Source organism: Hydrogenophaga sp. H7 (genome assembly GCF_002025745.1).
Taxonomy (GTDB): domain Bacteria; phylum Pseudomonadota; class Gammaproteobacteria; order Burkholderiales; family Burkholderiaceae_C; genus Hydrogenophaga; species Hydrogenophaga pseudoflava.
Genome location: NZ_MCIC01000016.1, coordinates 237,533 through 258,884, shown reverse-complemented (window position 1 = coordinate 258,884; position 21,352 = coordinate 237,533). Strand labels below are relative to the sequence as shown.

Here is a 21,352-nt window from a genome sequence, read left to right as displayed (position 1 = left end):
TCCAGTCTTGACAACGGGGCACGCAGTCCGCAATGCGAATTGGAGCGGACCATAACCCAGCTTGATCCATCATGGAAGAGCATGATCCAGCGCGGTCCGACGAGTTGTGGGGCCTTTCCCGCTCACTTGTGACAATCGTCCGGCGGCACAATCGGCCGATGCTTGAAAAAAGAGACATCGATGCCGCCGCTGAGCGCCTGAACGGCCAGGTGCTGGACACCCCGTGCGTGGAATCACGCACGCTTTCGCAGCTCACGGGCTGCCAGGTGTTTCTCAAATTCGAGAACCTGCAGTACACCGCGTCCTTCAAGGAGCGCGGCGCCTGCAACAAGCTCTCCCAGTTGTCGGCCGACGAACGGGCACGCGGCGTGATCGCCATGAGCGCCGGCAACCACGCCCAGGGCGTGGCCTACCACGCACAGCGCCTGGGCATCCGCGCGGTGATCGTGATGCCGCGCTTCACGCCGGGCGTGAAGGTGGAACGCACGCGCGGTTTCGGCGCCGAGGTGGTGCTGCACGGCGACACGCTGGAAGAAGCCCGCGCCCACGCCTACGCGCTGGCCGAGCAGCAGGGCCTGGTGTTCGTGCACCCCTACGACGACGAGGCCATCGTCGCAGGCCAGGGCACGGTGGCCCTGGAGATGCTGCGCGCGCAACCCGACATCGACACCCTCGTGATCGCCATCGGCGGCGGCGGCCTGATCGCCGGCATGGCGACCGCGGCACGCGCCATGCGCCCCGACATCCAGATCATCGGTGTGCAGACCGAGCGCTTTCCGGCGATGTACAACGCCATCAAGGGCACCCACCTGCCGCAGGGCAGCAGCACGATCGCCGAAGGCATCGCCGTCGGCACGCCGGGTGTGATCCCGCAGGCAATCATCCGCGACAAGGTCGACGACCTGCTGCTGGTCGACGAAGGCGACATCGAGCAGGCCATCGTGATGCTGCTGGAGATCGAGAAGACCCTGGTCGAAGGCGCGGGTGCCGCCGGGCTGGCCGCGGTACTCAAGCACCCCGAGCGTTTCGCTGGCCGCAAGGTGGGCCTGGTGCTCTGCGGCGGCAACATCGACCCGATGCTGCTGGCCTCGATCATCGAGCGCGGCATGGTGCGGGCCGGCCGACTGGCGCGCATCCAGGTGAGCGCGCGCGACGTGCCCGGCAACCTGGCGCGCATCACGGCCATCGTCGCCGAGGCCGGCGCCAACATCGACGAGGTCCACCACCAGCGCGCCTTCACCCTGCTGGCGGCGCAGAACGTGGCGGTCGAGCTGGTGCTGCAGACGCGCGGCCGCGAGCATGTGCAACAGGTGATCGACGCGCTGCAGGCCGCCGGTTTCGACACCCAACGGATGTGACCACCCCATGACCGCACCCGAAGCCCCCCTCAGCACCGACACCCTGCAGGCCTGCCTGTCCGACTGGTTCGCGCCCTGGGTCCAGGCCCTGGGCCTGCGCGTCGAGTCCTTCCAGACGGACGAAGTGGTGCTGCGCCTGCCGCAGAACGACCAGCTGGCGCGCATCGGCGGCATGGTCTGCGGCCAGGCCATGATGGCCGCCGCCGACACGGCGATGGTGCTGGCCATCGTGACCCGGCTGGGCACGCGCCGGCCCATGACCACGGTGCAGCAGAACAGCAGCTTCCTCAAGCCGCTGTCCAACCAGGACGCGCTGGTGACCGCCCGTGTGGTGCGGGCCGGCAAGAACCTGGTGTTCGGGGAAATCGACATCGCCGGCGCCGACGACGGCAAGAGCGTGTGCCGCGCCAGCACCACCTACGCGCTGCTGTGAGGGTTGGGCCGGGTGCGGTCCGGGGCCGTCGGCTTTAGAATCCGCGTTGATTTTTCTCAATTCCGGAGACGCCCCATGGCCCACGCCCCCCACGACAGCCACGCCGATGAACCCCAGGACGTGGTCGAGTCCATCGTTCCGCTCATGCCCATCGTGCTGCCCGTGGCCGGCGGCGTGCTGATCTTCCTGCTGGCCTTCATTGCCGTGTTCATGGCCTGAAACCCGGCACGGCCAGCGAAGAGAAGCCGCCCACCGGGCGGCTTTTGTTTTGAACGTCGCTCAGCCGGCGACCACCGTGCCCTGGTGGTACACCGCCTGCCAGCGCCCGGCCTCCCGACGCCACAGCGTCATGCGCCGCGTGACCCGGCCCGGCTGGCGCAGGCGGTAGGTCAGCAACCAGACGTCTTCACTCACCCGCTGCAGGTGGTGCTGGTCGGTCTGCCATGTCCCGGGGTCGGGACGCCCCGGGCGCTGCGCCAGCACCTGGCGGGCGAAGACCCGGCTGTAGCGGCGGCCGGTGGCACCGGTCTCCCAGAAGCCGGGCGCCACCAGCCGGTCGAAGTCGGCCAGGGTCGCGTCCGGGAAGGCCGCGTGGTAGAGGTCTTCAAGGGTTCTGAGTTCGTCCAGCAAGGACGCCAGACCGGGTTCCAGGATGAGTTCGGGTTCCATGGCCCCACTCTAGCGGTTGCACGACACCGTACCCCCGCCGGCATTCATGCATCAGGTTATGCATGTCTTGCATGTAACTTGCCGGTAACTGACCGACCTTCTTTTTTAAAATTGATGGGTTAGGCCGACACGCGGACCAGAACCCGGGATCATCCGCCCCCTTTCTGGCTGTCGCGCTGCACCGCAACCGCCCTGCAGCCCCGAGCGCCGACCGCCCTTTTTGTCCAAGGGATCTTGCAGAGCCGCCCGCCACCGTTCCGTGGCCAGCGGCTGTTGGTGTCTCTTGGCCGCCGCTTTCAAACTACCGGAGCCTTTTCGATGAACTCTCCCGTGATGCAGGGCCTCAACCTCAACACCCCCGCCTACGTCAAGCACGCCCGCCTGATCGCCTGGGTGGCCGACATGGTGGCCCTGTGCAAGCCCGACAACGTGGTCTGGTGCGACGGCAGCCAGGAAGAATACGACCGCCTGTGCCAGGAACTGGTCGACGCCGGCACCTTCAAGAAGCTCAACCCGGCCAAGCGCCCGGGCTCCTTCCTGGCCTGGACCGACCCGTCCGACGTGGCCCGCGTGGAAGACCGCACCTACATCTGCTCCGAGAAGAAGGAAGACGCCGGCCCGACCAACAACTGGATGGCCCCGGCCGAGATGCGCGCCACCCTGAACCCGCTGTTCGACGGCTGCATGAAGGGCCGCACCATGTACGTGGTGCCGTTCTCCATGGGCCCACTGGGCTCGCACATCGCCCACATCGGTATCGAGCTGACCGACAGCGCCTACGTGGTGGTGAACCAGAAGCTGATGACCCGCATGGGCAAGGCCGTGTACGACGTGCTGGGCGACAGCGGCGACTTCGTGCCCTGCATGCACACCGTGGGCGCACCGCTGGCCGAAGGCCAGAAGGACACCACCAGCTGGCCCTGCAACCCGACCACCAAGTACATCGTGCATTTCCCCGAAACGCGCGAGATCTGGTCCTACGGCTCGGGCTACGGTGGCAACGCGCTGCTGGGCAAGAAGTGCTTCGCGCTGCGCATCGCCTCCAACATGGGCCGCGACCAGGGCTGGCTGGCCGAGCACATGCTGATCCTGGGCGTGACCAACCCCCAGGGCAAGAAGTACCACGTCGCCGCCGCCTTCCCCAGCGCCTGCGGCAAGACCAACTTCTCCATGCTGGTACCGCCCGAGGCGGGCTTTGCAGGCTGGAAGGTCACCACCATCGGTGACGACATCGCCTGGATCAAGCCCCATGCCGACGGAAAGATGTACGCCATCAACCCCGAGGCCGGCTACTTCGGCGTGGCCCCCGGCACCAACATGCACACCAACCCGAACTGCATGCGTTCGCTGGACAAGAACGTCATCTTCACCAACGTGGCCCTGACGGACGACGGCGACGTGTGGTGGGAAGGCATGGAGAAGGACACCGGCACGCTGCCCGAGCACCTGATCGACTGGCAGGGCAAGGACTGGACCCCGGCGATTGCCAAGGAAAAGGGCACCAAGGCCGCGCACCCCAACTCGCGCTTCACCGTGGCCGCCACCAACAACCCCGCACTGGACCCGCAGTGGGACGACGCCGACGGCGTGGCGATCGACGCATTCATCTTCGGCGGCCGCCGCTCCACCACCGTGCCCCTGGTGACCGAGGCCCGCACCTGGATGGAAGGCGTCTACATGGCCGCCACGATGGGCTCCGAAACCACCGCCGCCGCCTTTGGCGCCCAGGGCGTGGTGCGCCGTGATCCGTTCGCCATGCTGCCGTTCTGCGGCTACAACATGAGCGACTACTTCCAGCACTGGCTGGACATGGAACACAAGCTGGAAGAATCCGGCCATACCCTGCCCAAGATCTTCTGCGTGAACTGGTTCCGCAAGGACGAGGCGGGCAAGTTCGTGTGGCCCGGCTATGGCGACAACATGCGGGTCCTCAAGTGGATGATCGACCGCATCGAAGGCCAGGCGCAAGGCCAGGAAACCATGTTCGGCGTAGCCCCACAATACGCCGAGATCAACTGGACCGGCCTGGACTTCAGCGCCGAGCAGTTCGCGCAGGTCACGAGCATCGACAAGGCCGCCTGGGCCGAGGAGTTCAAGCTGCACGACGCGCACTTCGAGCAGCTGGCCTACCACATGCCCCAGGCCCTGATCGACACCAAGAACGCCCTGGAACAGCGCCTGACCGCCGCCTGATCCCGGCCCGTACGGGCCGACCAAAACAAAAAGCCCCCCGGCGCCTGCCGGGGGGCTTTTTTCATGGGCGAAAGCGGAGGCTTACAGGTAGGGCAGGTAGCCCGTCTGGCGGCGCACTTCCATCTGGGCCCAGCGGCGCAGCGGTGCGGAGAAGCCCGTGTCCAGGCCCATCGGCGCCAGCGCGTCCGCATAGTCGTTCTTCGCCGCAACGGGCGAAGGGTTCAGTTCTTCGGCCAGTTCGGCTTCGCGGGCACGGGCCTGCATCAGCTCGGCCTTGAGGCGCGGATCGGTGCGGGCCAGGTCCCAGAGGCGGGCTTCGGCGCGGGCCTCCGCCAGCGAACGCGACCAGCTGTCGAGCGAGCGCAACGTGGCCTTCGCCGCGCGGCGGGCGGTGCCGGCGAACAGGGCGGAGCCCGCGAAGATCACGACCCACAGGGAGACCCACCCCAGGAACAGGTGGCCATCGGCCCAGGAGCCGATCATCTGGTCGGCCAGCACGACAAGGGCGGCCACGGCGGCGGCGAGAAGCATGGTGGCCAGGCTGCGCGAGCCGTCGAAGCGGCTGGTGCGACCGATACCCCGGTCGGCGGCGGTGCCCATGCCGACGGAGGCGGAAGAGGGAGAGAAGACGGTGCTCATGGCGAACTCCTTTGAAAAATTGTCTTTTGGACAGGCGAATACTAGGGTGAACCCTGATGTCACGCCAATTTATTTTTATAATGAATTACATTCACAAAAATGATAAATGAGCTCAACTTCCGCACGCTGGACCTCAACCTGCTGAGGGTGTTCGACGAGGTCATGGCCGAGCGCAACCTCACCCGCGCGGCACACAACCTCGCGATGACGCAGCCGGCGGTGAGCAACGCGCTCAAGCGTTTGCGGGAACACCTGGGCGACGAACTGGTGCGGCGTTCCGGCTACGGTGTGGAGGCGACGCCGGTGGCACAGGCCCTGTGGCCCACGGTGCGGGACGCGCTGGCGCAGCTGCGCGAGTCCCTGTCGCCGGCCGACTTCGACCCGTCGACCGCAGGCAAGGCCTTCGTGCTGGCCATGGCCGACGCCACTGCCGCCAAGCTGGTGCCCGGGCTGGTGGACCTGCTGGAAAAGGAAGCGCCGGGAGTGAACCTGCGCGTCGTGCCGCTGACCACGCGCGACCCGCGCGAGCTGCTGGAATCCGGTTCGGCGGACCTGGCGGTCGGGCATTTCCCCGGCGTGATCGCCGAACTGACCGCGATCCACCTGCAGGAACACACCCCGCGCTTCCTGCACCAGCGGCTCTACGACGGCGAGTACGTGGTGGTGATGCGCCGCGACCATCCGCTGGCGGGACAACCGCTCACCATCGACGCCTACTGCGCCGCGCGCCACCTGCTGGTGAGCTTCTCTGGGCGGCCCTTTGGCTTTGTCGACGAGGCGCTGTCGGCGATGTCGCGCCAGCGCCGGGTGGTGATCACCGTCAACCAGTTCTTCACCGCCGGTCGGGTGGTGGCCAGCACCGACCTGCTGACCGTGCTGCCGCGGCACTTCGTCGAGGTCACCGGGATCGAGTCGGCGCTGACGCTGCGCGAGCTGCCGCTGCCGGTACCGGCGGTGCACGTCGACGCCCTGTGGCACCGGCAGTCGGCGCACAACGGCGCGCACCGCTGGCTGCGGCAGGCGGTCGAGCGCGCGGCGCGGCGGGGCTTTGCGGATGCCGCGGCAGACGCTGCACCGACAATCGCGCCATGAAGCTCCAACTGCTCAGCGACCTGCACCTCGAAACCGACGCCAGCTTTGCCGCCACACCCGCGGCAGACGCCGACCTGCTGGTGCTGGCAGGCGACATCGGCTCCTACCAGAAACGGCGAGACGGCACGGTGATGGACGAGCCCGACTGGGGCCTGCGACGCTTCTCGCCCCTGCCCCAGCACGGCGGCTGGCCGACCCCGGTGCTGTTCGTGCCGGGCAACCACGAATACGACGGACTCGACTGGGACGAGGCGCACGCGGGCCTGCGCCGCGCCTGCGACCGGCTCGGCATCGCCTGGCTGGAGCGCGAGACGCTGCAGATCGACGGGGTGCGCTTCATCGGCACCACGCTCTGGAGCGACTACGACGCGCTGGCCCCGGCAGACGCCACCGAGACCGAGCGACTGCGCCTGCGCGAGAAGGCCTTTCGCGCCGCCAATTTCTACCTGCACAAGATGGCCGGTCTGCGCAGCGGCGCACTGTTCGACGCGGCCGCCATGCGCGAGCTCGGACTGGAGTGCCAGGACTGGCTGCGCGAGGCACTGGCGAAGCCACACGACGGACCCACGGTCGTGGTGACGCACTTCGCACCCACTCTGCACAGCGCCGACCCGCGCTACGGCCTGGCCCCCGGCACGGCCGGCTTCTGCAATGCGCTGGACGACCTGCTGCCCCTGGCCGATCTCTGGCTGCACGGACACCTGCATTGCGCGACCGACGCGCAGGTCGGCCGCTGCCGCATCATGGCCAATCCGCTGGGCTACGCGCGCAAGGGTGAGCAGGCCGATTTCAGACCCACACTGACGGTGCATGTGGAAATCCCATAGGAAAAACCCTGCACCCCGCGCGTACACTGGTGCAATTCGCCCGCCTCAGGGGCACACAACCGGAGAGAGAACATGAAGATCCTGCTCGCTGTGGACGGCAGCGCATACACCAAGAAGATGCTGGCCTACCTGACCACCCACCTCGAGGTGTTCAGCGCCAACAACGAGTTCACCATCTTCACCGTGCAGATGCCCCTGCCTCCGCGCGCGCGTGCCGCCGTCGGTGCCGAGGTCGCCAACAGCTACTACGCCGAGGAAGCCGAGAAGGTCACCGCGCCTGTGGTGAAGTTCCTGAAGCGCCACGGCATCGAGCCCAAGGTCGTGCACAAGACCGGCTCCCCCGGCGAACAGATCGCCAAGCAGGCCGACACCGGCAAGTACGACCTGGTCATGATGGGCTCGCACGGCCACAGCGCCCTGGGCAACCTGGTGATGGGCTCGGTCGCCACGCAGGTGCTGGCGCACTGCGGCGTGCCGGTGATGCTGGTGCGCTGACGCACCGCGCCAGCCTCAGCGCTGGCGCAATCCGTCGAAACAGGTGCTGAGCACCATGTCGATGATCTGGCCGTCGCTGTACAGGCCAGACCCTTTGAGAAACCCCAGCACCGGGTCGCAGGCCCGGGCATAGAGGGTGTACAGCACCGCGATCGGCGGCAGGGCCGGGTTGACGCTGCCCTGCTGCTGGGCCGCCTCGATCCAGGCACCCAGCCGGTCGCTCACATCCATCAAGCCGTCCACATAGGCCTTGTTGGTCGTCAGTGACGCGCGCAGGCTGGAGTTCTCGCTGGGCAGCGAGGGCATTTCACCGGCCAGCTGCACCTCCATGGTCCAGCGCGCCACCTGGCGCAGCAGGTCCAGCGGCGGCGCCTTCGGGTCCAGCGTGTCCAGGAAGGCCCGCGCCCGGTTCATCACCTTGACCATCGCGGCGGCCGCCAGGTCTTCCTTGCTCGGGAAGTGCTTGTAGAGGCTGGCCTTGGCGATGCCCACCTCGGCGGCGACCTCGTCCACCGTCATCGACTCGAACCCCTTTTCGGCCAGCAGCCGATTGACCACCGAGACGATCGCGTCCTCGCGCGCCAGATGCATCTGTTCGCGAAAACTGCGCTTGGGGGAAGAACGGGGAGTCGGAGAGGAAACGGCGGTGGTCATGGTCAATCTTTGGGCAGCACTCGCATTGTGCCGCAAATGGACGCCAAAGTAGATAACCATACTTACAAGTATATTTTTTATACTGATTGGTCACTTTTTGATCTCGTGCGACTAATATCCCGCCCGGACAGCAGCGGACCCTGAATCCGGAGCACCCCGCCCCGGCGCCGGCTGTCTCTATCCACCCCACGCCTGAAGGAGACCGAGATGCCGATTCCGAGATGTTCCCTGTTGCTGGCCGGTGCCACGGCGGGCCTGCTGACCGCCTGCGGTGGCGGTGACGACGACCACGCACCACCCAACATCGTGGCCACTGCCCAGGCCACGCCCAACCTGAGCATCCTGGTGGAGGCCGTGGTTGCGGCCGGCCTGGTCGACGCCCTCAGCGCGCCCGGGCCATTGACCGTGTTCGCGCCCACCAACGCCGCGTTCGCCGCCCTGCTGGCCGAGCTGGGCGTCACCAAGGAAGCGCTGCTGGCCGACAAGCCGCTGCTGACCGCTGTGCTCACCTACCACGTGGTGTCCGGCCGGGTGCTGAAGGACCAGGTGCCGGTCAACACCCCCATCGCGACCCTGCAGGGCGCGAGCTTCACCGTCGGCGGCGATCTGCGCATCACCGACGGCCGCGGCCGCCAGGCGGCCATCGTCGCCACCGACATCCTGTGCAGCAACGGCGTGGTGCACCTGATCGACCGGGTGATCCTGCCGCCGGCCTGATCCCCTGTTCTTTTTTTCCCGTCCCCTGTCATCAACCCCTCCTAGGAGTTACCCATGAAGAAGTCCCTGATCGCCTCCGTCATCGCCCTGGCCACCCTGGGTTCCGCCCACGCCAAGGACATCGTCGACACCGCCGTTGCGGCAGGCTCGTTCAAGACCCTGGCCACGGCTCTGCAGGCCGCCGGTCTGGTCGACACGCTCAAGGGCAAGGGCCCGTTCACCGTGTTTGCGCCCACCGACGAAGCCTTCGCCAAGGTGCCCAAGGCCGATCTGGATGCCTTGCTGGCGGACAAGGCCAAGCTGACCGCCGTGCTGACATACCACGTGGTCCCGGGCAAGGTGATGGCCGCCGACGTCAAGGCCGGCAAGGTCAAGACGGTTCAGGGCAGCGAGATCACCGTGGCCACCACCGGCGGCGTGAAGGTGGATGCCGCCAATGTGGTGAAGACGGACATCGTCGCCGACAACGGCGTGATCCACGTCATCGACAGCGTCATCATGCCGAAGTGACGCCCGCACCCCTGCGCTTCGAACCCCGCCCCGGCGGGGTTTTTTGTGCGCCGGTGGGCAGCAGGTTGTGCTTGGCCGCCCCGGTCAGCGCCGCAGTCAGTGCGTCCAGCACGCCCGAACTCAGGTTCCAGCAGTGCCAGTACAGCGTCACGCTCAGCCGGTGCCGCGGCGCCAGGTTCACCAGCTCGCCACTGGCGAGCTGGTCGCGCACCAGCAGCTCGGGCAGCACGCTCACGCCCCAGCCGGCCTGAACCGCTCGCAGCTGCCCGACGCTGGACGGCACATACAACTGCTTGAGCCCCACTCGCGGCAGGCCGAAGGCCTGCTCCACGAAACCGTGCTGCTGATAGTCCTTGCGATTGAACGCGACAAAAGGCAGCTGATGGAAGTTGTGGGCGCTGAGGCCCTTGGGGCAACGGTTGCGGGCGAAATCCGCCTGCGCCACGGCCACATAGTCCATGCAGCCCAGTGGCACCATCCTGCAGCCGCGCAGCGTCTGCCCCAGCGAGGTGACGCAACCCAGCACCTGGCCCTCGCGCAACCACTCCTGGGTGAATTCCTCGTTGTCGGTGATGATTTCCACCGGCAGGCCCTGACGCACCAGCGCGTCCAGCGCCGGCATCGCCCAGGTGGCGATGCTGTCGGCATTGATCGCGATCGAGATGCGCTCCTCGTCCCGCCCCGCCCCGCCGGCGCCGGGCGCCAGCTCCCTGAGTTCGGTCTCCAGATCGGCCCGCAGCAGCCGCATCATCTTGGCGTGCTTGAGCATGAGCTGCCCTGCGGGCGTGGGCTTGAGCGGCCGGCTGCGCACGATGAGCACCGTGCCCACCTGCGCCTCCAGCGCGCGCAGGCGCTGCGACACCGCCGACTGCGTGATCGACAGGCGCTGCGCCGCGCGTTCAAAGCCGCCCTCTTCGATGATGGCGGCCAGACACTCCAGGGCGTCGGGATCAAATGTGCTCATGCGTTCTCCGCGCGTGGGGTGGTCAGCCGGTTTTCTTCACCTTGACCGGCACCACCTTGGCGTCACCCTCGGTGGGGATGACGCGCTCGCTCATCCAGCGCAGCAGGTCCAGCCACATCTGGCGCATCTCGGCGTCCAGCGGGGTGCGGATGGCGCTGGGCAGCTCGATGGTCACCACCGGCATGCCCTTGTGCACGCCGCCGTAGTTGCCCAGGCTGCCGGGGAAGATGCCGACCTGGTCGAGGTAGAGGCGGCCCAGGCGCGCCGGCGGCACGGTGGGGCCGTCGAAGTCGAGCACGCCGTAGGGCGCGTGGATGCTCACGATCAGGTCCGGCTGGAAGCGCTCCATCTCTTCGTGGAAGAACTTCGACTCGGGCTCGGAAAGCGGCTTGGGGCCGGGCCAGCGGCGCGGGTCTTTCTGCGTCCGTTGTTCCCAGTAGATCTTGGCGTCGCGCGTCCAGTTGGGCGTCGGGAAATTGCGGTTGAGGTCGACGCCGCGGGCGTTGACCCGCTTGGCCGGCCGCGCCATCAGGCCGTCGGGGTTGAGCGCCGGGATGAAGCGCCAGTGCACGTTGGACGGTGTCTCCACGGCGCGCTGGATCCAGTGCAGGGCCACGGCGGCCGAGGACAGCTCGTCGCCGTGCATGGCGCCCACCACCAGCACCCGCACCTTGGCGTCGGGGGCCATCACGTCGCGCTGGTACAGCGTGCGGCCCTGCACCGACACGCCACCGCTGGTGGGCTTGAGCTGGGCCGCGCGGCACAGCGCTGCCTTCACGTTGGGCAGGCGCGCGACGAACTCGATGCAGGGGTCGGCCGGCGCCTTCGCGAACGGCTGCGCCAGTGCCGCCAGGGAAGTCCCACCCAAGGCCGCCAGCAGCGCCAGCGCCACCGGCAGGCGGCACCAAGGGCGAGGTGGGCGTTCAGAAGAAGCGGCAGCGGGGCGTCGGGTCATCCCCGCAATTCTAGGGACCCGCCCCGCTCACTCGTCCTTTTCGCCAGGCTCGTACAAGGTCTCGCGGCCCATGCGGTCGAGGATCAGCTCGGCCGTCCAGGGCAGCATCAGCGCGCCGCAGCGGCTGTCGCGGTACAGGCGCTCCAGCGGCAGGTGCTTGAGCATGCTCTGGCCGCCGCAGGTGCGGATGGCCAGCCGCGCGAGGTCGTTGGCGCCTTCCATCACCGCGTGGTGCGCGGCGTAGAGGCGCAGCTTCTCGTCCTTGCTCGGGTTGGGTTTGGCCTCGAAGATGGCGCGGGTGAACAGGCTCTTCATGGCTTCGAGCTGCAGCCGCATCTGCGCCACCGTGATCTGCTTGGTGGGGAACTGGCGGCGCTTGATCGGTGGCTCGCCCGGCACCTCGCCGCGCAGGTACTGCACCGTGAAGTCGTAGGCCGCGTTCGCCACGCCCAGGTAAGTGGGCGAGAGCGTGAAGAACATGGCCGGCCAGGTCTGCGCGCCCTTGAAGTAGATGCCGCGCGGCATGAGCTGCTCGTCGTCGCTGACGAACACGTCCTTGAACGTGAGGTTGCGGCTGACGGTGCCGCGCATGCCCAGCGGGTCCCAGTCGCCGCTGATGGAGAAGCCCTCGGCCGTGGCGGGCACGCTGATGTAGAGCGTGTCGCGCGCGTCGGGGTGGTGGTCGCCCTTGTCTTCGGTGCAGAGCACGCCGTAGTAGTCGGCCGCGCCCGAGAGGCTCGCCCAGATCTTGCGGCCGTTGATGAGCCAGCCGCCCTCGACTTTTTTCGCCGTGGTGCCAAAGGGCGCACGGCCCGCCGCCGCCGCCGTGCCCTCGCTGAAGGGCTGGGCGTAGAGCTTGCCCTCGTTCACGATGCGCGCGAAGTGCAGCTTGCGCCGCGCCGCGTGTTCGGCGCGCTGCTCCTCGCTCATCGCGATGCCGTCGGCCAGCACGCCGGTCCACATGGTCGAGCAGATGTGCATGTTCCAGGTCAGCGCGGTGGCACCGCAGAAGCGCCCGATCTCGGCCGCCACCATCATGTAGGTCGGGAAGTCCGCCCCCGCGCCGCCGAACTCGACCGGCACGCAGAGCCTGAGGAAGCCCTGTTCGCGCAGGTCGTCGTAGTTGGCGAAGGGGAAGCTCGCTTCCTGGTCCCACTGGGCCGCGCGCGCCGCGAACTTGTCGCGGCCCAGCGCGTGCGCCCTGGCCAGCCACTCGCGCTGCAGCGGCGTGAAGGGCATGTCGCCCACGGCGGGGGTGAAGTCCAGGCCGGTGACCGGGTTGACGGGGCGGGTGCTCATCGGGGTTGTCTCCTCTGGTGGGGGTGTCGGATTCAGTGCAGGTCCGGGCGCGCCCTCGGCGCGGACTCGCGGAGGAAATCCAGCAGGATGCGGTCGAACTCGTCGGGCGCTTCCAGGTTCATCAGGTGGCCCACGCCGGCCATCTCGGTGTAGCGCGCGTTCGGGATCTGCTGCGCCATCTGCTTCATCACCGCGGGCGAGGCCACACGGTCGAACTCGCCGCCCACCAGCAGCGTGGGCACGCCGATGTGGGCCAGCGCGGCCTGCCGGTCGAAGGTGACGATGCAGTCCAGCGCGCGGCGGTAGGTGGCGGCCGGCACGCGGCCCATGCACTGCTCGGCCAGGCGCACGCCTTCGGGCAGCGAGCCCGGGCCGACCATCTGCGGCACCAGCTTCGCGGCCATGTCGGCCATGCTCTGGCCCGCGTCCAGCGGCGCGGTGCGTTGCGCGATGAACTGCTGCGCCCAGACCTCGGCCGACTTGCCGTCGCTGCGCTTGCCGAAGGCGGCCGAGGTGCCGCAGAGCATGAGCTTGCACACTTTCTCTGGGCGCCTGGCCGCGACTTCCTGCGCCACCATGCCACCCATGCTGTGTCCTACAAGAACCACGCTGTCGCACTGCAGCGCGTCGATGAGGTTGATGCAGCTTTGCGCCAGCCCCTTGAAGGTGTAGGGCTCGATGGGCGCGCTGTGGCCGTAGCCGGGCATGTCCCAGGCCACCGCGCGGTAGCCCACGCTGGCCAGGGTCTCGACCTGCGGCGCGAAGGCCAGGTGCCCGCCGCCGATGCCGTGCAGCATGAGCACGGTGGTGGCGCCGTCGCCCAGCGTAGTAAAGGTAGGCAGACTGCTCAAGACACAACCTTTCCGGCGTCAACGACGACCGTGCCATCGAGCGCCACCGTGCAGTCGCGCATCGGCCAGTCGAAGTGGCCTCGGGTGTAGCGGCCGGCGGTTTCGTTGGCGCCGGTGCTGTAGAGGAAGTTGCCGGCGAAGGCGCGCAGCTCGGTGCCGTTGAAGTCGCGCTTGTCGTAGAGCGCCATGCTGTCCCAGCGCGCGGCGTCGTTCAGGCCGTAGCCCACGTGGCTCACGGCATACGCCTCCTTCTCCCCCCAGGCCGCGAAGTAGCTGCGCAGCAGTTCGGCGTCCACGCCGCCGCCGTCGATGTGGGTCACGTAGTCGTGTTCGATGGTCAGCGTGATCGGGCGTTCGATGTAGCGCTTGAAGGTCAGGTTCACGTCGCCCTCGGCCAGCACCAGCCGGCCGCTGACGCTGCCCGCCGCCGGGAAGGCCAGCACCAGGCCGCCGGGCCAGTGGGTCAGCGTGCCGGGACGTGTGGTGCTGCCCCAGTTGCCACCGACCACCGCACCCTGCAGCGAGATGGACAGCTCGGTGCCGGCCGGCGAGCTCACGCGCATGGCTTTGGCACCGCGCAGGCGCTTCACATGGGCCTTCACCCGCGCCTCGGTCGCGTCGTCGGGCAGCAGGCGCGCCAGCGCCTCGGGGTGCTCGTTGCTGACGTAGACGATGCGCGGCTGGGTGATGCCGTTGCCCTGCAGGATGGCGGGCAGCTCGGGCGCATGCATCAGGCCCTCGACCGTGCAATCGATCACCAAGGTGCAGGCCTGCAATGCCGCGATCACCGGCAACTGCTGTTGAATGGCCGGTGATGCCCCGGTGGAGCGCGTCACGGGTTCGCCCGCGGCGCCGAACACGGAGGGCAGGGTCAGCACGAAGGCCGGGGCCCCGAGCCGCGCCGCCGCCAGGCGCGCCAGCTCGACCAGCACCGGACGGCTCTGGCTTTCGTTGAGAATCGCCACCGTGTCGCCCGGCTGCAGCGCGCAGCGCCGCAGCACCGCCTCAAACGCGTCGATCCAGGCGGGTTCGATCCGCTCCTGCAACATGGGTTGTCTCCTGTTTGGGGGGCCTGCCATCGGGGAAATGGCAGTCGCGGGCCCATTATTCATGAATTTTCATATAAATTGCAGCCATGTCCCCGTCCCGTGCCGCCGGCCACGCCGCCCAACCGCCCGATTTTTCGCCGCGCGATTTCCGCGCGACGCTGGGCATGTTCGCGACCGGCGTCACCATCGTCACGGCGCGCAACGACCAGGGTGAGCCCGTCGGCCTGACGGCCAGCTCGTTCAATTCCGTCTCGCTGGACCCGCCGCTGGTGCTGTGGAGCCTGGGCAAGGCGGCCGGCTCGATGGCGGTGTTCAGCAACGGCCGGCACTACGCGATCAACGTGCTGGCCGCCGACCAGCAGGCGCTGGCCGAGCGCTTTGCCGCGCGCGGCGTCGACCGCTGGGCCGGGGTCGCCTACATCGACGGCGCAGGCGGCGCACCGCTGCTCGAAGGCAGCGTCGCCACCTTCGAGTGCTTCAACCGCAGCCAGTACACCGAGGGCGACCACGTGATCTTCGTCGGCGAGGTCGAGCGCTGCGCGCGCCGGGCCGACGCCTCGCCCCTGCTCTACCACGGCGGCCGCTTCTACACCGAGCATCCGCTGCACGGCGCGCCGGCCGACGCCAGCGCGCCGCAGCCGCCCGATGGCCGCTTCGTCGGCAGCTACCTGGGCTACCTGCTCGGCCAGGCCAGCCACGCGGTCTACCGCGACTTCGAGAACGCCATCGCCGCCCAGGGCCTGACCCACATCGCCTGGCGCGTGCTGGCCGTGCTGCACGACGCCGCGCTCAGCCACCCCGAGAACCAGGGCGCCATCGCCGTCGGCCAGCTGGCGCACGACGTGCTGGCCAAACAGCCCACCGTCACCAAGCTCGTGCAGCGCATGGCCGAGGACGGCCTGCTGGCACTGCTGGCCGACCCGGCCGACCAGCGCCGCACCCTGGTGGCCGCCACCGCCGAAGGCCGGCGCATCGCCGCCGCGCTGATCGAACAGGCCCGCGCGCAGGAAAGCCACCTGCTCTCGCGCTGGTCGGCGCACGAGGCGGACACGCTCAAGCGACACTTGCAGAAGCTGGCATCCGGCCAGTAAGGCGCCGCACGCGACATGCGTCGCGCCGCGCCTGCGCTACCCTCCTGCCCCCATGACCGCCGTCCAACGCAAAGACCACCTCGACACCTTCGCCATCACCGTGCTGGTGGCCTGCTGCGCCTTCTGGGGCTTCCAGCAGATCCTGATCAAGTTCGCCGGCCGCGAGATCCCGCCGCTGTGGCAGGCCTCGGTGCGCATGGCCGGCGCCACGGCCCTGCTCTGGCTCTGGTGCCAGCTGCGCGGCGTGAAGCTGTTCCACCGCGACGGCTCGCTCCGGGGCGGGCTGGTGGTCGGCCTGCTGTTCGCGGCCGAGTTCTGCCTGATCTATCTCGGGCTGCAGCACACCAGTGCCTCGCGCCTGACGGTGTTCCTCTACACCAGCCCGTTCTGGGTGGCGGTGCTGCTGCCGCGCTTCGTGCCGTCGGAGAAGCTGCGCACGATCCAGTGGATCGGCCTGGTGATCGCCTTCGGCGCGGTGGGCATCGCCTTCAGCGAAGCCTTCCTGCACGGCTCCGCGCCGGGCCAGTGGAAGGGCGACGCCATGGGCCTGGCGGCCGGCATGTTCTGGGGCCTGACCACCCTCGCGATCCGCACCACCAAGGTGGCCACCATCCAGGCCGAGAAGTCGCTGTTCTACCAGCTGAGCGTGACCGCCCTGGTCTGCCCGGTGCTGTCGCTGGCGCTGGGCGAAACCTGGAGCTTCGACTACTCCGCCCTGGCCTGGGGCTCGGTGTTCCTGCAGACCGCCGTGGGTGCCTTCGCCAGCTACCTGGCCTGGATGTGGATGCTGCGCCACTACCCCGCGACGCAGATGTCCACCTTCACCTTCCTCACCCCGCTGTTCGCGCTGGTCTTCGGCGTGGTGCTGCTGGGCGAACCGCTGACGCTGCAGCTGGTGCTGGCGCTGGTGGGCGTGGCGGCGGGGATCGTGCTGGTGAGCCGCAAGGCCTGAGCGCTCACCCAAGCGCCAGGTTGATCACCAGGAACAGCAGGAAGCCCTGCACCGGTGGCGGGACGTCGGGTGGTACTTCGGCGCACAGCCGGCGCCGCGTGGTGAAAGCCTGAGGCTCGTGGACAAGGCCCAGCGCCTGCCCGTCCCGCCGCAGCTCGAAGCGGGTCTTGAAGAAGCTGCTGCGCCGGACCAGCTCGCCGCGGAAGGGTTCGGTGATGAGCAGCCGGGCGCGCCCGAGCAAGCCCCCGGTCATCACCACCTCGGCCGACGCGAGCCGCGTGCCGCCCTGCATCAGTTCAAAGCACGTGTCGTTGTGCCAGCCGCGGCGCGTGTATTCGAATTCGATCGTGTAGGCCGCGCCCGACAGGCGCAGGTCGATGCTGGAGCGCAGGCGCTGCGGCGCAGGGTTCTTCAGCCGTGCGTTGCGGGCCTCAGCCCAGTCGGGGAAACACAGCTCGCCGATCACGGTGCCGTCGGCCGCCGCCAGGTCGTAGGTGAAGCCGGACAGGGCCGAGCGCTGCTGCGCGATCAGCATGGATCGCTCCGGCAGCGCATCGAAGAAAAAACAGGCATGGCGTGGGCTGGCGGTTGGCGCCAGCCCACTATAGCCATGCCCCGGCGGGTCAGGCCCTCACGGCCCGTTCACCGCAGGTGGTGCACAGCCGCCTGCCCGTAGACCGGCGTGTCCAGGCCCTCGTAGCGCGCCTTGAGCTGCAGCGAGAGGAACTGCGAGTAGTGGCGGCTCTGGTGCAGGTTGCCGCCGTGAATCCAGAGCTGCTTCTGGTTGGTCGGCTTCCACATGTTGCGCAGCTCGCCTTCCCACGGCCCCGGGTCTTTCGTCGTGCTGGAACCCAGGCCCCAGACCTTGCCGACGCGGTCGGCCACTTCGGGTGACACCAGGTCGGCCAGCCAGTGGTTCATCGAGCCGTAGCCGGTGGCGTAGACGATCAGGTCGGCCGGCAGCTCGGTGCCGTCGGTCAGCAGCACACTCTTGGGGTTGATGCGCTCGATGTTCACGCCGCTCTTGAGCTTGATGCTGCCGTTGGCCACCAGCTCGCTCGCGCCCACGTCGATGTAGTAGCCCGAGCCGCGGCGCAGGTACTTCATGAACAGGCCCGAGCCGTCGTCGCCGAAGTCGAGCAGGAAGCCCGCCTTCTCCAGCCGGCTGTAGAGGTCGGCGTCGCGCTTCTTCATCTCCTCGTACACGGGGATGTGGAAGGTGTGCATGATCTTGTAGGGCACGCTGGCGAAGATCAGGTCGGCCTTGTGGTGGTCGATGCCGTTCTTCAACGCCTCCTCGCTGTAGAGCCCACCCAGGGCCAGCTCCATCAGCGAGTTCGACGGCGCGATGTGCGTGCTGCTGCGCTGGATCATGGTGACGTCGGCACCATGCTCCCACAGCGCCGCGCAGATGTCGTGCGCCGAGTTGTTGGAGCCGAGCACCACCGCTTTCTTGCCCGCGTATTTCTCGGGGCCGGGGTGCTTGCTGGAGTGGTGCTGGTCGCCTTCGAAGGTCTCGGCGCCGGGGATCTTGGGTACGTTGGGGTAGCCCGAGACACCGAGCGCGAACACCAGCTGTTTCGGCCGCAGCGTCACTTCTTCACCGTTGCGGTCCACCACCACGGTCCACTCGCCCTTGGCCTCGTCGTAGCTGGCCTTCTTGGCGGTGGTGGAACCCCAGTAGTTGATCTCCATGACCTTGGTGTACATCTCCAGCCAGTCGCCGACCTTGTCCTTGGGCGCGAACACCGGCCAGTCGTCCGGGAAGGGCATGTAGGGCAGGTGGTCGTACCAGACCGGGTCGTGTAGGCACAGGCTCTTGTAGCGGTTGCGCCAGCTGTCGCCGGGCCGCGGGTTCTTCTCGACCACGATGGTGGGCACGCCCAGGCGGCGCAGCCGCGCGGCCAGGATGATGCCGCCCTGCCCGCCGCCGATGATGACCACATACGGCTGCTCTTCGTAGCCCAGCCGGGCCTGCTCGTCCTGCCGCAGTTCGAGCCAGCTCTTGCGGCCCTTGTGCACGCCGTGTTCGGCGCCCTTGATGCGGTTGGCGCCCTTCTTCTCTTCAAAGCCCTTGAGCTCGACCATGGTGGTCAACAGGGTCCAGGCTTTGTCACCTTTGAGGCGCAGGTGGCCACGGCCGCGCGAGACGCGGGTCTCGAAGGTGAACCAGGCTTCGGTGACGCCGTCGGCCTCGGTGGCCTCGCCTTCGAGCTGGAAGTTCGACGCGCCCGCGTCGGCCTGGCGCGCGGCGAGCATGTCGCGCACCGCGTCGTGGCCTTCCTGCGTGCGGATGTTCCAGGTGAAGGACACCAGGTCGCGCCAGTAGCAGTCGGCGTCGAAGAGGGGCAGCACGTTGTCGGGGTTGCCGGAGGCCAGGGCGGCTCCGAAAGCGTCCAGCCAGCGCTGGGCCCGCTGGGAGGGCGTGTTTGCAGTCATGGGTTTGTCTCCTGTGATGCCGGCCTCGGTGCGGGCCGGTGCCTTGTGCATCACAAGACGCGTGCCATGCGGGCGGCGCGCGCAAGTGCTTGATCTGCTTGCAGATTTCAAGCGGTGATGGGTGTCACACCCCGTGCACCTGTCACCCACCCCGAGTGACAGCTGTCACTCCCCCGCGCGTTCACTCCATGCGGTTGGGCGGCACGATGCCAGCGCGCTTCATGCGCCGGTAGAGCGTCATGCGCGAAAGCCCCATCGCCCGCGCCACCGCGCTCACGTTCCAGTGCGCGGCGCGCAGCGCCTGCAGCAGCGCTTCCGGTCCGTCGTCGTGCGCGGCCTCGGTGGTGTCGGCCTGTGACGGCAGCCGCGCCATCGACAGCTCCGGCAGGTCGTCCAGGTCGATGGGGCCGTCCGCGCACAGGCTGGCCGCGTAGTCCAGCACGTTGCGCAGCTCGCGCAGGTTGCCGGGCCAGCGGTGCGCCAGCAGGCGCTGCAGCGCGGCGGGCGTGATGGCGCGGTGCCCCAGCAGGCGCGTGATCATGGCGCCCAGGTCGCTGCGCTCGCGCAGCGGCGGCAGCTGGATGTGTGCGCCCTTGAGGCGGTAGTACAGGTCGTCGCGGAAACGGCCGGCCAGCACCAGCTGCTCCAGCGGCGCGTGCGTCGCCGCGATCACGCGGATGTTCACCGGCACCGGCTTCGTCGCACCCACCGGCAGCACCTCGCGCTCGGACAGCACGCGCAGCAGCCGCGCCTGCAGCGCCAGCGGCATGTCGCCGATCTCGTCGAGGAACAGCGTGCCGCCGTCGGCCTCGGCGATCAGGCCGCGCTTGCCCTTGGGCGAGGCGCCCGAGAAGCTGCCCGGCAGGTGGCCGAACAGCTCGCTCTCGATCAGGTGCTCGGGAATCGCCGCGCAGTTCACCGCCACGAAGGGCCGGCTGCGCCGCTCGCTCGCGGTGTGCACCGCCTTCGCGAAATACTCCTTGCCCGAGCCGGTCTCGCCGGTGATCAGCAGGCTGATGGGCGTGTTCACCAGCCGCGCCACGCGCTCCACCTGCCGGTCCAGCGCAGCGTCACCGGCCGACAGCGCGGCCAGCGGCGCGGGCACGCGGCGTTCCTCGCGCGGCGCGCTCGCCACCGGCCGCGCCGGCGGCGGCACCGCCGAGAGAAACACCAGCTGTTTGCCGCCCGCCAGCATCACCGCGCGCTGGTCCGACGGCTGGGTCATCACGAAGCGGCCGATCTGGCCGAAGGGCAGGCCGAACAGCTGCTCGAAGCCCATGCCCAGCAACGGTTCACCCTTCTGCAAAACCAGTTGCGCCCGCCGGTTGTGGCCCACCACTCGGCCGTTCGCGTCCAGCGCCAGCAGGTAGTCTGGCTGCACATCCAGGAACTGCGGCGCGTGCGAGAGGCGCAGCACCCAGTCGTGCCGGTGGCGGTGCAGAAAGGCCGCGTTCTCGATGTCGTGCGCGTACATCTTCACCAGCTGCAGCGCCAGGTGCTGGCTCTCCTTGGGCTGGTTGGAACTGAGCTGCGAAATGTCCAGCACCGCGCTCAGCTGCCCCGCGCTGTCGTACACCGGCGCGGTGGTGCAGGTAAGTGGGATGTGGGTGGCGTCGAAGTGGTCGTCCAGGTGCACCGTCAGCGCCTGGCCGGTGCTGATGCAGGTGCCCACGCCACAGGTGCCGGCGTGGTGCTCGCTCCAGTCCGCGCCGAGGTACAGGCCCGCCTTGCGCAGGCTCGGCTCGAACACCAGATCGCCCAGAAAGTCCACCGTCACGCCGCGCGCGTCGGTCAGCAGCACCACATAGCCCAGGCCTGCGACCTTGCTGTAGAGCGACTCCAGCCCGTGGCGCGCGATCTGCAGCAGCGCCTCCATCTGGTCCTGGTGCTCGCGCAGCCGCGCCTGCGGCAGGATCACCGCCTCCTGCATGCGCGCCGGGTCCAGCCGGTGCTGCTGGACACAACGCAGCCACGAATCGCGGATCACCTGCTCATGCCGCGCCGCCGCCTGCGCCCCGACGCCGTCCGCGGCCACCTGCATCACGGTGGCGATGTGCTGGTGCGGGCTGGTGGCGGCGTGTGGCATGGCGCGTCTCCGGGTGGAAGGCTGGCGGGCGGCGGAAAGCCTTGCACCTTGGGATCAGCGCGGGGTGGTGTCAATGGAG

General features: G+C 68.4%; 21 protein-coding genes and 1 pseudogene. 11 read left to right on the top strand and 11 right to left on the bottom strand.

The window, feature by feature from the left end; genetic code table 11:
- The first annotated feature begins 158 nt into the window (after positions 1-158).
- The 3 genes from BC358_RS14800 to BC358_RS22140 all read left to right on the top strand — a co-directional run bounded on the left by BC358_RS14800 (position 159) and on the right by BC358_RS22140 (position 2,010).
- The gene (locus BC358_RS14800) at positions 159-1,358 is read left to right on the top strand and encodes a threonine ammonia-lyase (RefSeq protein ID WP_079366423.1); all 1,200 of its coding nucleotides are present in this window, start codon (positions 159-161) and stop codon (positions 1,356-1,358) included.
- 7 nt (positions 1,359-1,365) lie between these two features.
- Entirely contained in the window at positions 1,366-1,791 is a 426-nt protein-coding gene (locus BC358_RS14795) for a PaaI family thioesterase (RefSeq protein ID WP_079366422.1), read from the top strand.
- Between the two features lie 75 nt (positions 1,792-1,866).
- The gene (locus BC358_RS22140) at positions 1,867-2,010 is read left to right on the top strand and encodes a hypothetical protein (protein ID WP_164868389.1); all 144 of its coding nucleotides are present in this window, start codon (positions 1,867-1,869) and stop codon (positions 2,008-2,010) included.
- A gap of 60 nt (positions 2,011-2,070) precedes the next feature.
- Here the strand turns inward: BC358_RS22140 and BC358_RS14790 are convergent, their stop codons facing one another.
- Complete coding sequence (locus BC358_RS14790; RefSeq protein ID WP_066152316.1) at positions 2,071-2,460, bottom strand: DUF4440 domain-containing protein; 390 nt, start codon at positions 2,458-2,460, stop codon at positions 2,071-2,073.
- 318 nt (positions 2,461-2,778) lie between these two features.
- Here BC358_RS14790 and BC358_RS14785 point away from each other — a divergent pair, with 318 nt between their 5' ends.
- On the top strand, positions 2,779-4,653 hold the full coding sequence (locus BC358_RS14785; RefSeq protein ID WP_079366421.1) for a phosphoenolpyruvate carboxykinase (GTP): 1,875 nt from the start codon (positions 2,779-2,781) through the stop codon (positions 4,651-4,653).
- Positions 4,654-4,734: 81 nt separating this feature from the next.
- On the opposite strand, the gene BC358_RS14780 is transcribed toward BC358_RS14785, so the two are convergent.
- On the bottom strand, positions 4,735-5,292 hold the full coding sequence (locus tag BC358_RS14780; protein ID WP_079366420.1) for a hypothetical protein: 558 nt from the start codon (positions 5,290-5,292) through the stop codon (positions 4,735-4,737).
- 102 nt (positions 5,293-5,394) lie between these two features.
- On the opposite strand from BC358_RS14780, the gene BC358_RS14775 reads away from it, so the two are divergent.
- The 3 genes from BC358_RS14775 to BC358_RS14765 all read left to right on the top strand — a co-directional run bounded on the left by BC358_RS14775 (position 5,395) and on the right by BC358_RS14765 (position 7,706).
- Entirely contained in the window at positions 5,395-6,384 is a 990-nt protein-coding gene (locus BC358_RS14775; protein WP_066152582.1) for a LysR family transcriptional regulator, read from the top strand.
- Entirely contained in the window at positions 6,381-7,211 is an 831-nt protein-coding gene (locus tag BC358_RS14770; RefSeq protein ID WP_079366418.1) for a metallophosphoesterase, read from the top strand. The genes BC358_RS14775 and BC358_RS14770 overlap by 4 nt, the downstream gene beginning before the upstream one ends.
- 72 nt (positions 7,212-7,283) lie before the next feature.
- Positions 7,284-7,706 carry a universal stress protein gene (locus BC358_RS14765; RefSeq protein ID WP_066152303.1) on the top strand — a complete coding sequence of 141 codons (423 nt, stop codon included), beginning with the start codon at positions 7,284-7,286 and terminating at the stop codon, positions 7,704-7,706.
- Between the two features lie 15 nt (positions 7,707-7,721).
- On the opposite strand, the gene BC358_RS14760 is transcribed toward BC358_RS14765, so the two are convergent.
- A complete protein-coding gene (locus BC358_RS14760) occupies positions 7,722-8,360 on the bottom strand; it encodes a TetR/AcrR family transcriptional regulator (protein WP_066152300.1) in 639 nt (212 codons plus the stop codon).
- 207 nt (positions 8,361-8,567) lie between these two features.
- On the opposite strand from BC358_RS14760, the gene BC358_RS22370 reads away from it, so the two are divergent.
- Both BC358_RS22370 and BC358_RS22365 read left to right on the top strand, forming a co-directional pair.
- Positions 8,568-9,077: a fasciclin domain-containing protein gene (locus tag BC358_RS22370; protein WP_256861530.1), complete on the top strand. Its 510-nt coding sequence runs from the start codon at positions 8,568-8,570 to the stop codon at positions 9,075-9,077.
- A 54-nt stretch (positions 9,078-9,131) separates the two neighbouring features.
- Positions 9,132-9,587 carry a fasciclin domain-containing protein gene (locus BC358_RS22365; protein WP_066152297.1) on the top strand — a complete coding sequence of 152 codons (456 nt, stop codon included), beginning with the start codon at positions 9,132-9,134 and terminating at the stop codon, positions 9,585-9,587.
- Here the strand turns inward: BC358_RS22365 and BC358_RS14750 are convergent.
- From BC358_RS14750 to BC358_RS14730, 5 genes are read right to left on the bottom strand one after another with little or no spacing between them, the layout of a single operon-like run.
- Entirely contained in the window at positions 9,574-10,551 is a 978-nt protein-coding gene (locus tag BC358_RS14750) for a LysR family transcriptional regulator ArgP (RefSeq protein ID WP_079366417.1), read from the bottom strand. The genes BC358_RS22365 and BC358_RS14750 overlap by 14 nt on opposite strands.
- Before the next feature lie 22 nt (positions 10,552-10,573).
- Positions 10,574-11,506 carry a M14 family zinc carboxypeptidase gene (locus BC358_RS14745; protein WP_079366416.1) on the bottom strand — a complete coding sequence of 311 codons (933 nt, stop codon included), beginning with the start codon at positions 11,504-11,506 and terminating at the stop codon, positions 10,574-10,576.
- 27 nt (positions 11,507-11,533) lie between these two features.
- The gene (locus BC358_RS14740; protein ID WP_066152293.1) at positions 11,534-12,805 is read right to left on the bottom strand and encodes an acyl-CoA dehydrogenase family protein; all 1,272 of its coding nucleotides are present in this window, start codon (positions 12,803-12,805) and stop codon (positions 11,534-11,536) included.
- Positions 12,806-12,837: 32 nt separating this feature from the next.
- The gene (locus BC358_RS14735; RefSeq protein WP_079366415.1) at positions 12,838-13,656 is read right to left on the bottom strand and encodes an alpha/beta fold hydrolase; all 819 of its coding nucleotides are present in this window, start codon (positions 13,654-13,656) and stop codon (positions 12,838-12,840) included.
- Positions 13,653-14,705 carry a peptidase M29 gene (locus BC358_RS14730; protein ID WP_079366414.1) on the bottom strand — a complete coding sequence of 351 codons (1,053 nt, stop codon included), beginning with the start codon at positions 14,703-14,705 and terminating at the stop codon, positions 13,653-13,655. Before BC358_RS14730 ends, BC358_RS14735 begins: the two co-directional genes overlap by 4 nt.
- A gap of 86 nt (positions 14,706-14,791) precedes the next feature.
- On the opposite strand from BC358_RS14730, the pseudogene BC358_RS22360 reads away from it, so the two are divergent.
- Both BC358_RS22360 and BC358_RS14720 read left to right on the top strand, forming a co-directional pair.
- Positions 14,792-15,310 (top strand): annotated as a pseudogene (locus tag BC358_RS22360) (flavin reductase family protein); the annotation flags it as partial.
- Between the two features lie 538 nt (positions 15,311-15,848).
- A complete protein-coding gene (locus BC358_RS14720; RefSeq protein WP_079366412.1) occupies positions 15,849-16,748 on the top strand; it encodes a DMT family transporter in 900 nt (299 codons plus the stop codon).
- Between the two features lie 4 nt (positions 16,749-16,752).
- Here BC358_RS14720 and BC358_RS14715 read toward each other — a convergent pair whose 3' ends face one another.
- The 3 genes from BC358_RS14715 to BC358_RS14705 all read right to left on the bottom strand — a co-directional run bounded on the left by BC358_RS14715 (position 16,753) and on the right by BC358_RS14705 (position 21,273).
- On the bottom strand, positions 16,753-17,283 hold the full coding sequence (locus tag BC358_RS14715; RefSeq protein WP_079366411.1) for a hypothetical protein: 531 nt from the start codon (positions 17,281-17,283) through the stop codon (positions 16,753-16,755).
- 107 nt (positions 17,284-17,390) lie between these two features.
- Positions 17,391-19,187, bottom strand: coding sequence for an NAD(P)/FAD-dependent oxidoreductase (locus tag BC358_RS14710; protein WP_079366564.1), 1,797 nt, complete (start codon positions 19,185-19,187; stop codon positions 17,391-17,393).
- Between the two features lie 181 nt (positions 19,188-19,368).
- Complete coding sequence (locus tag BC358_RS14705; RefSeq protein ID WP_079366410.1) at positions 19,369-21,273, bottom strand: sigma-54-dependent Fis family transcriptional regulator; 1,905 nt, start codon at positions 21,271-21,273, stop codon at positions 19,369-19,371.
- Between the last annotated feature and the right edge of the window lie 79 nt (positions 21,274-21,352).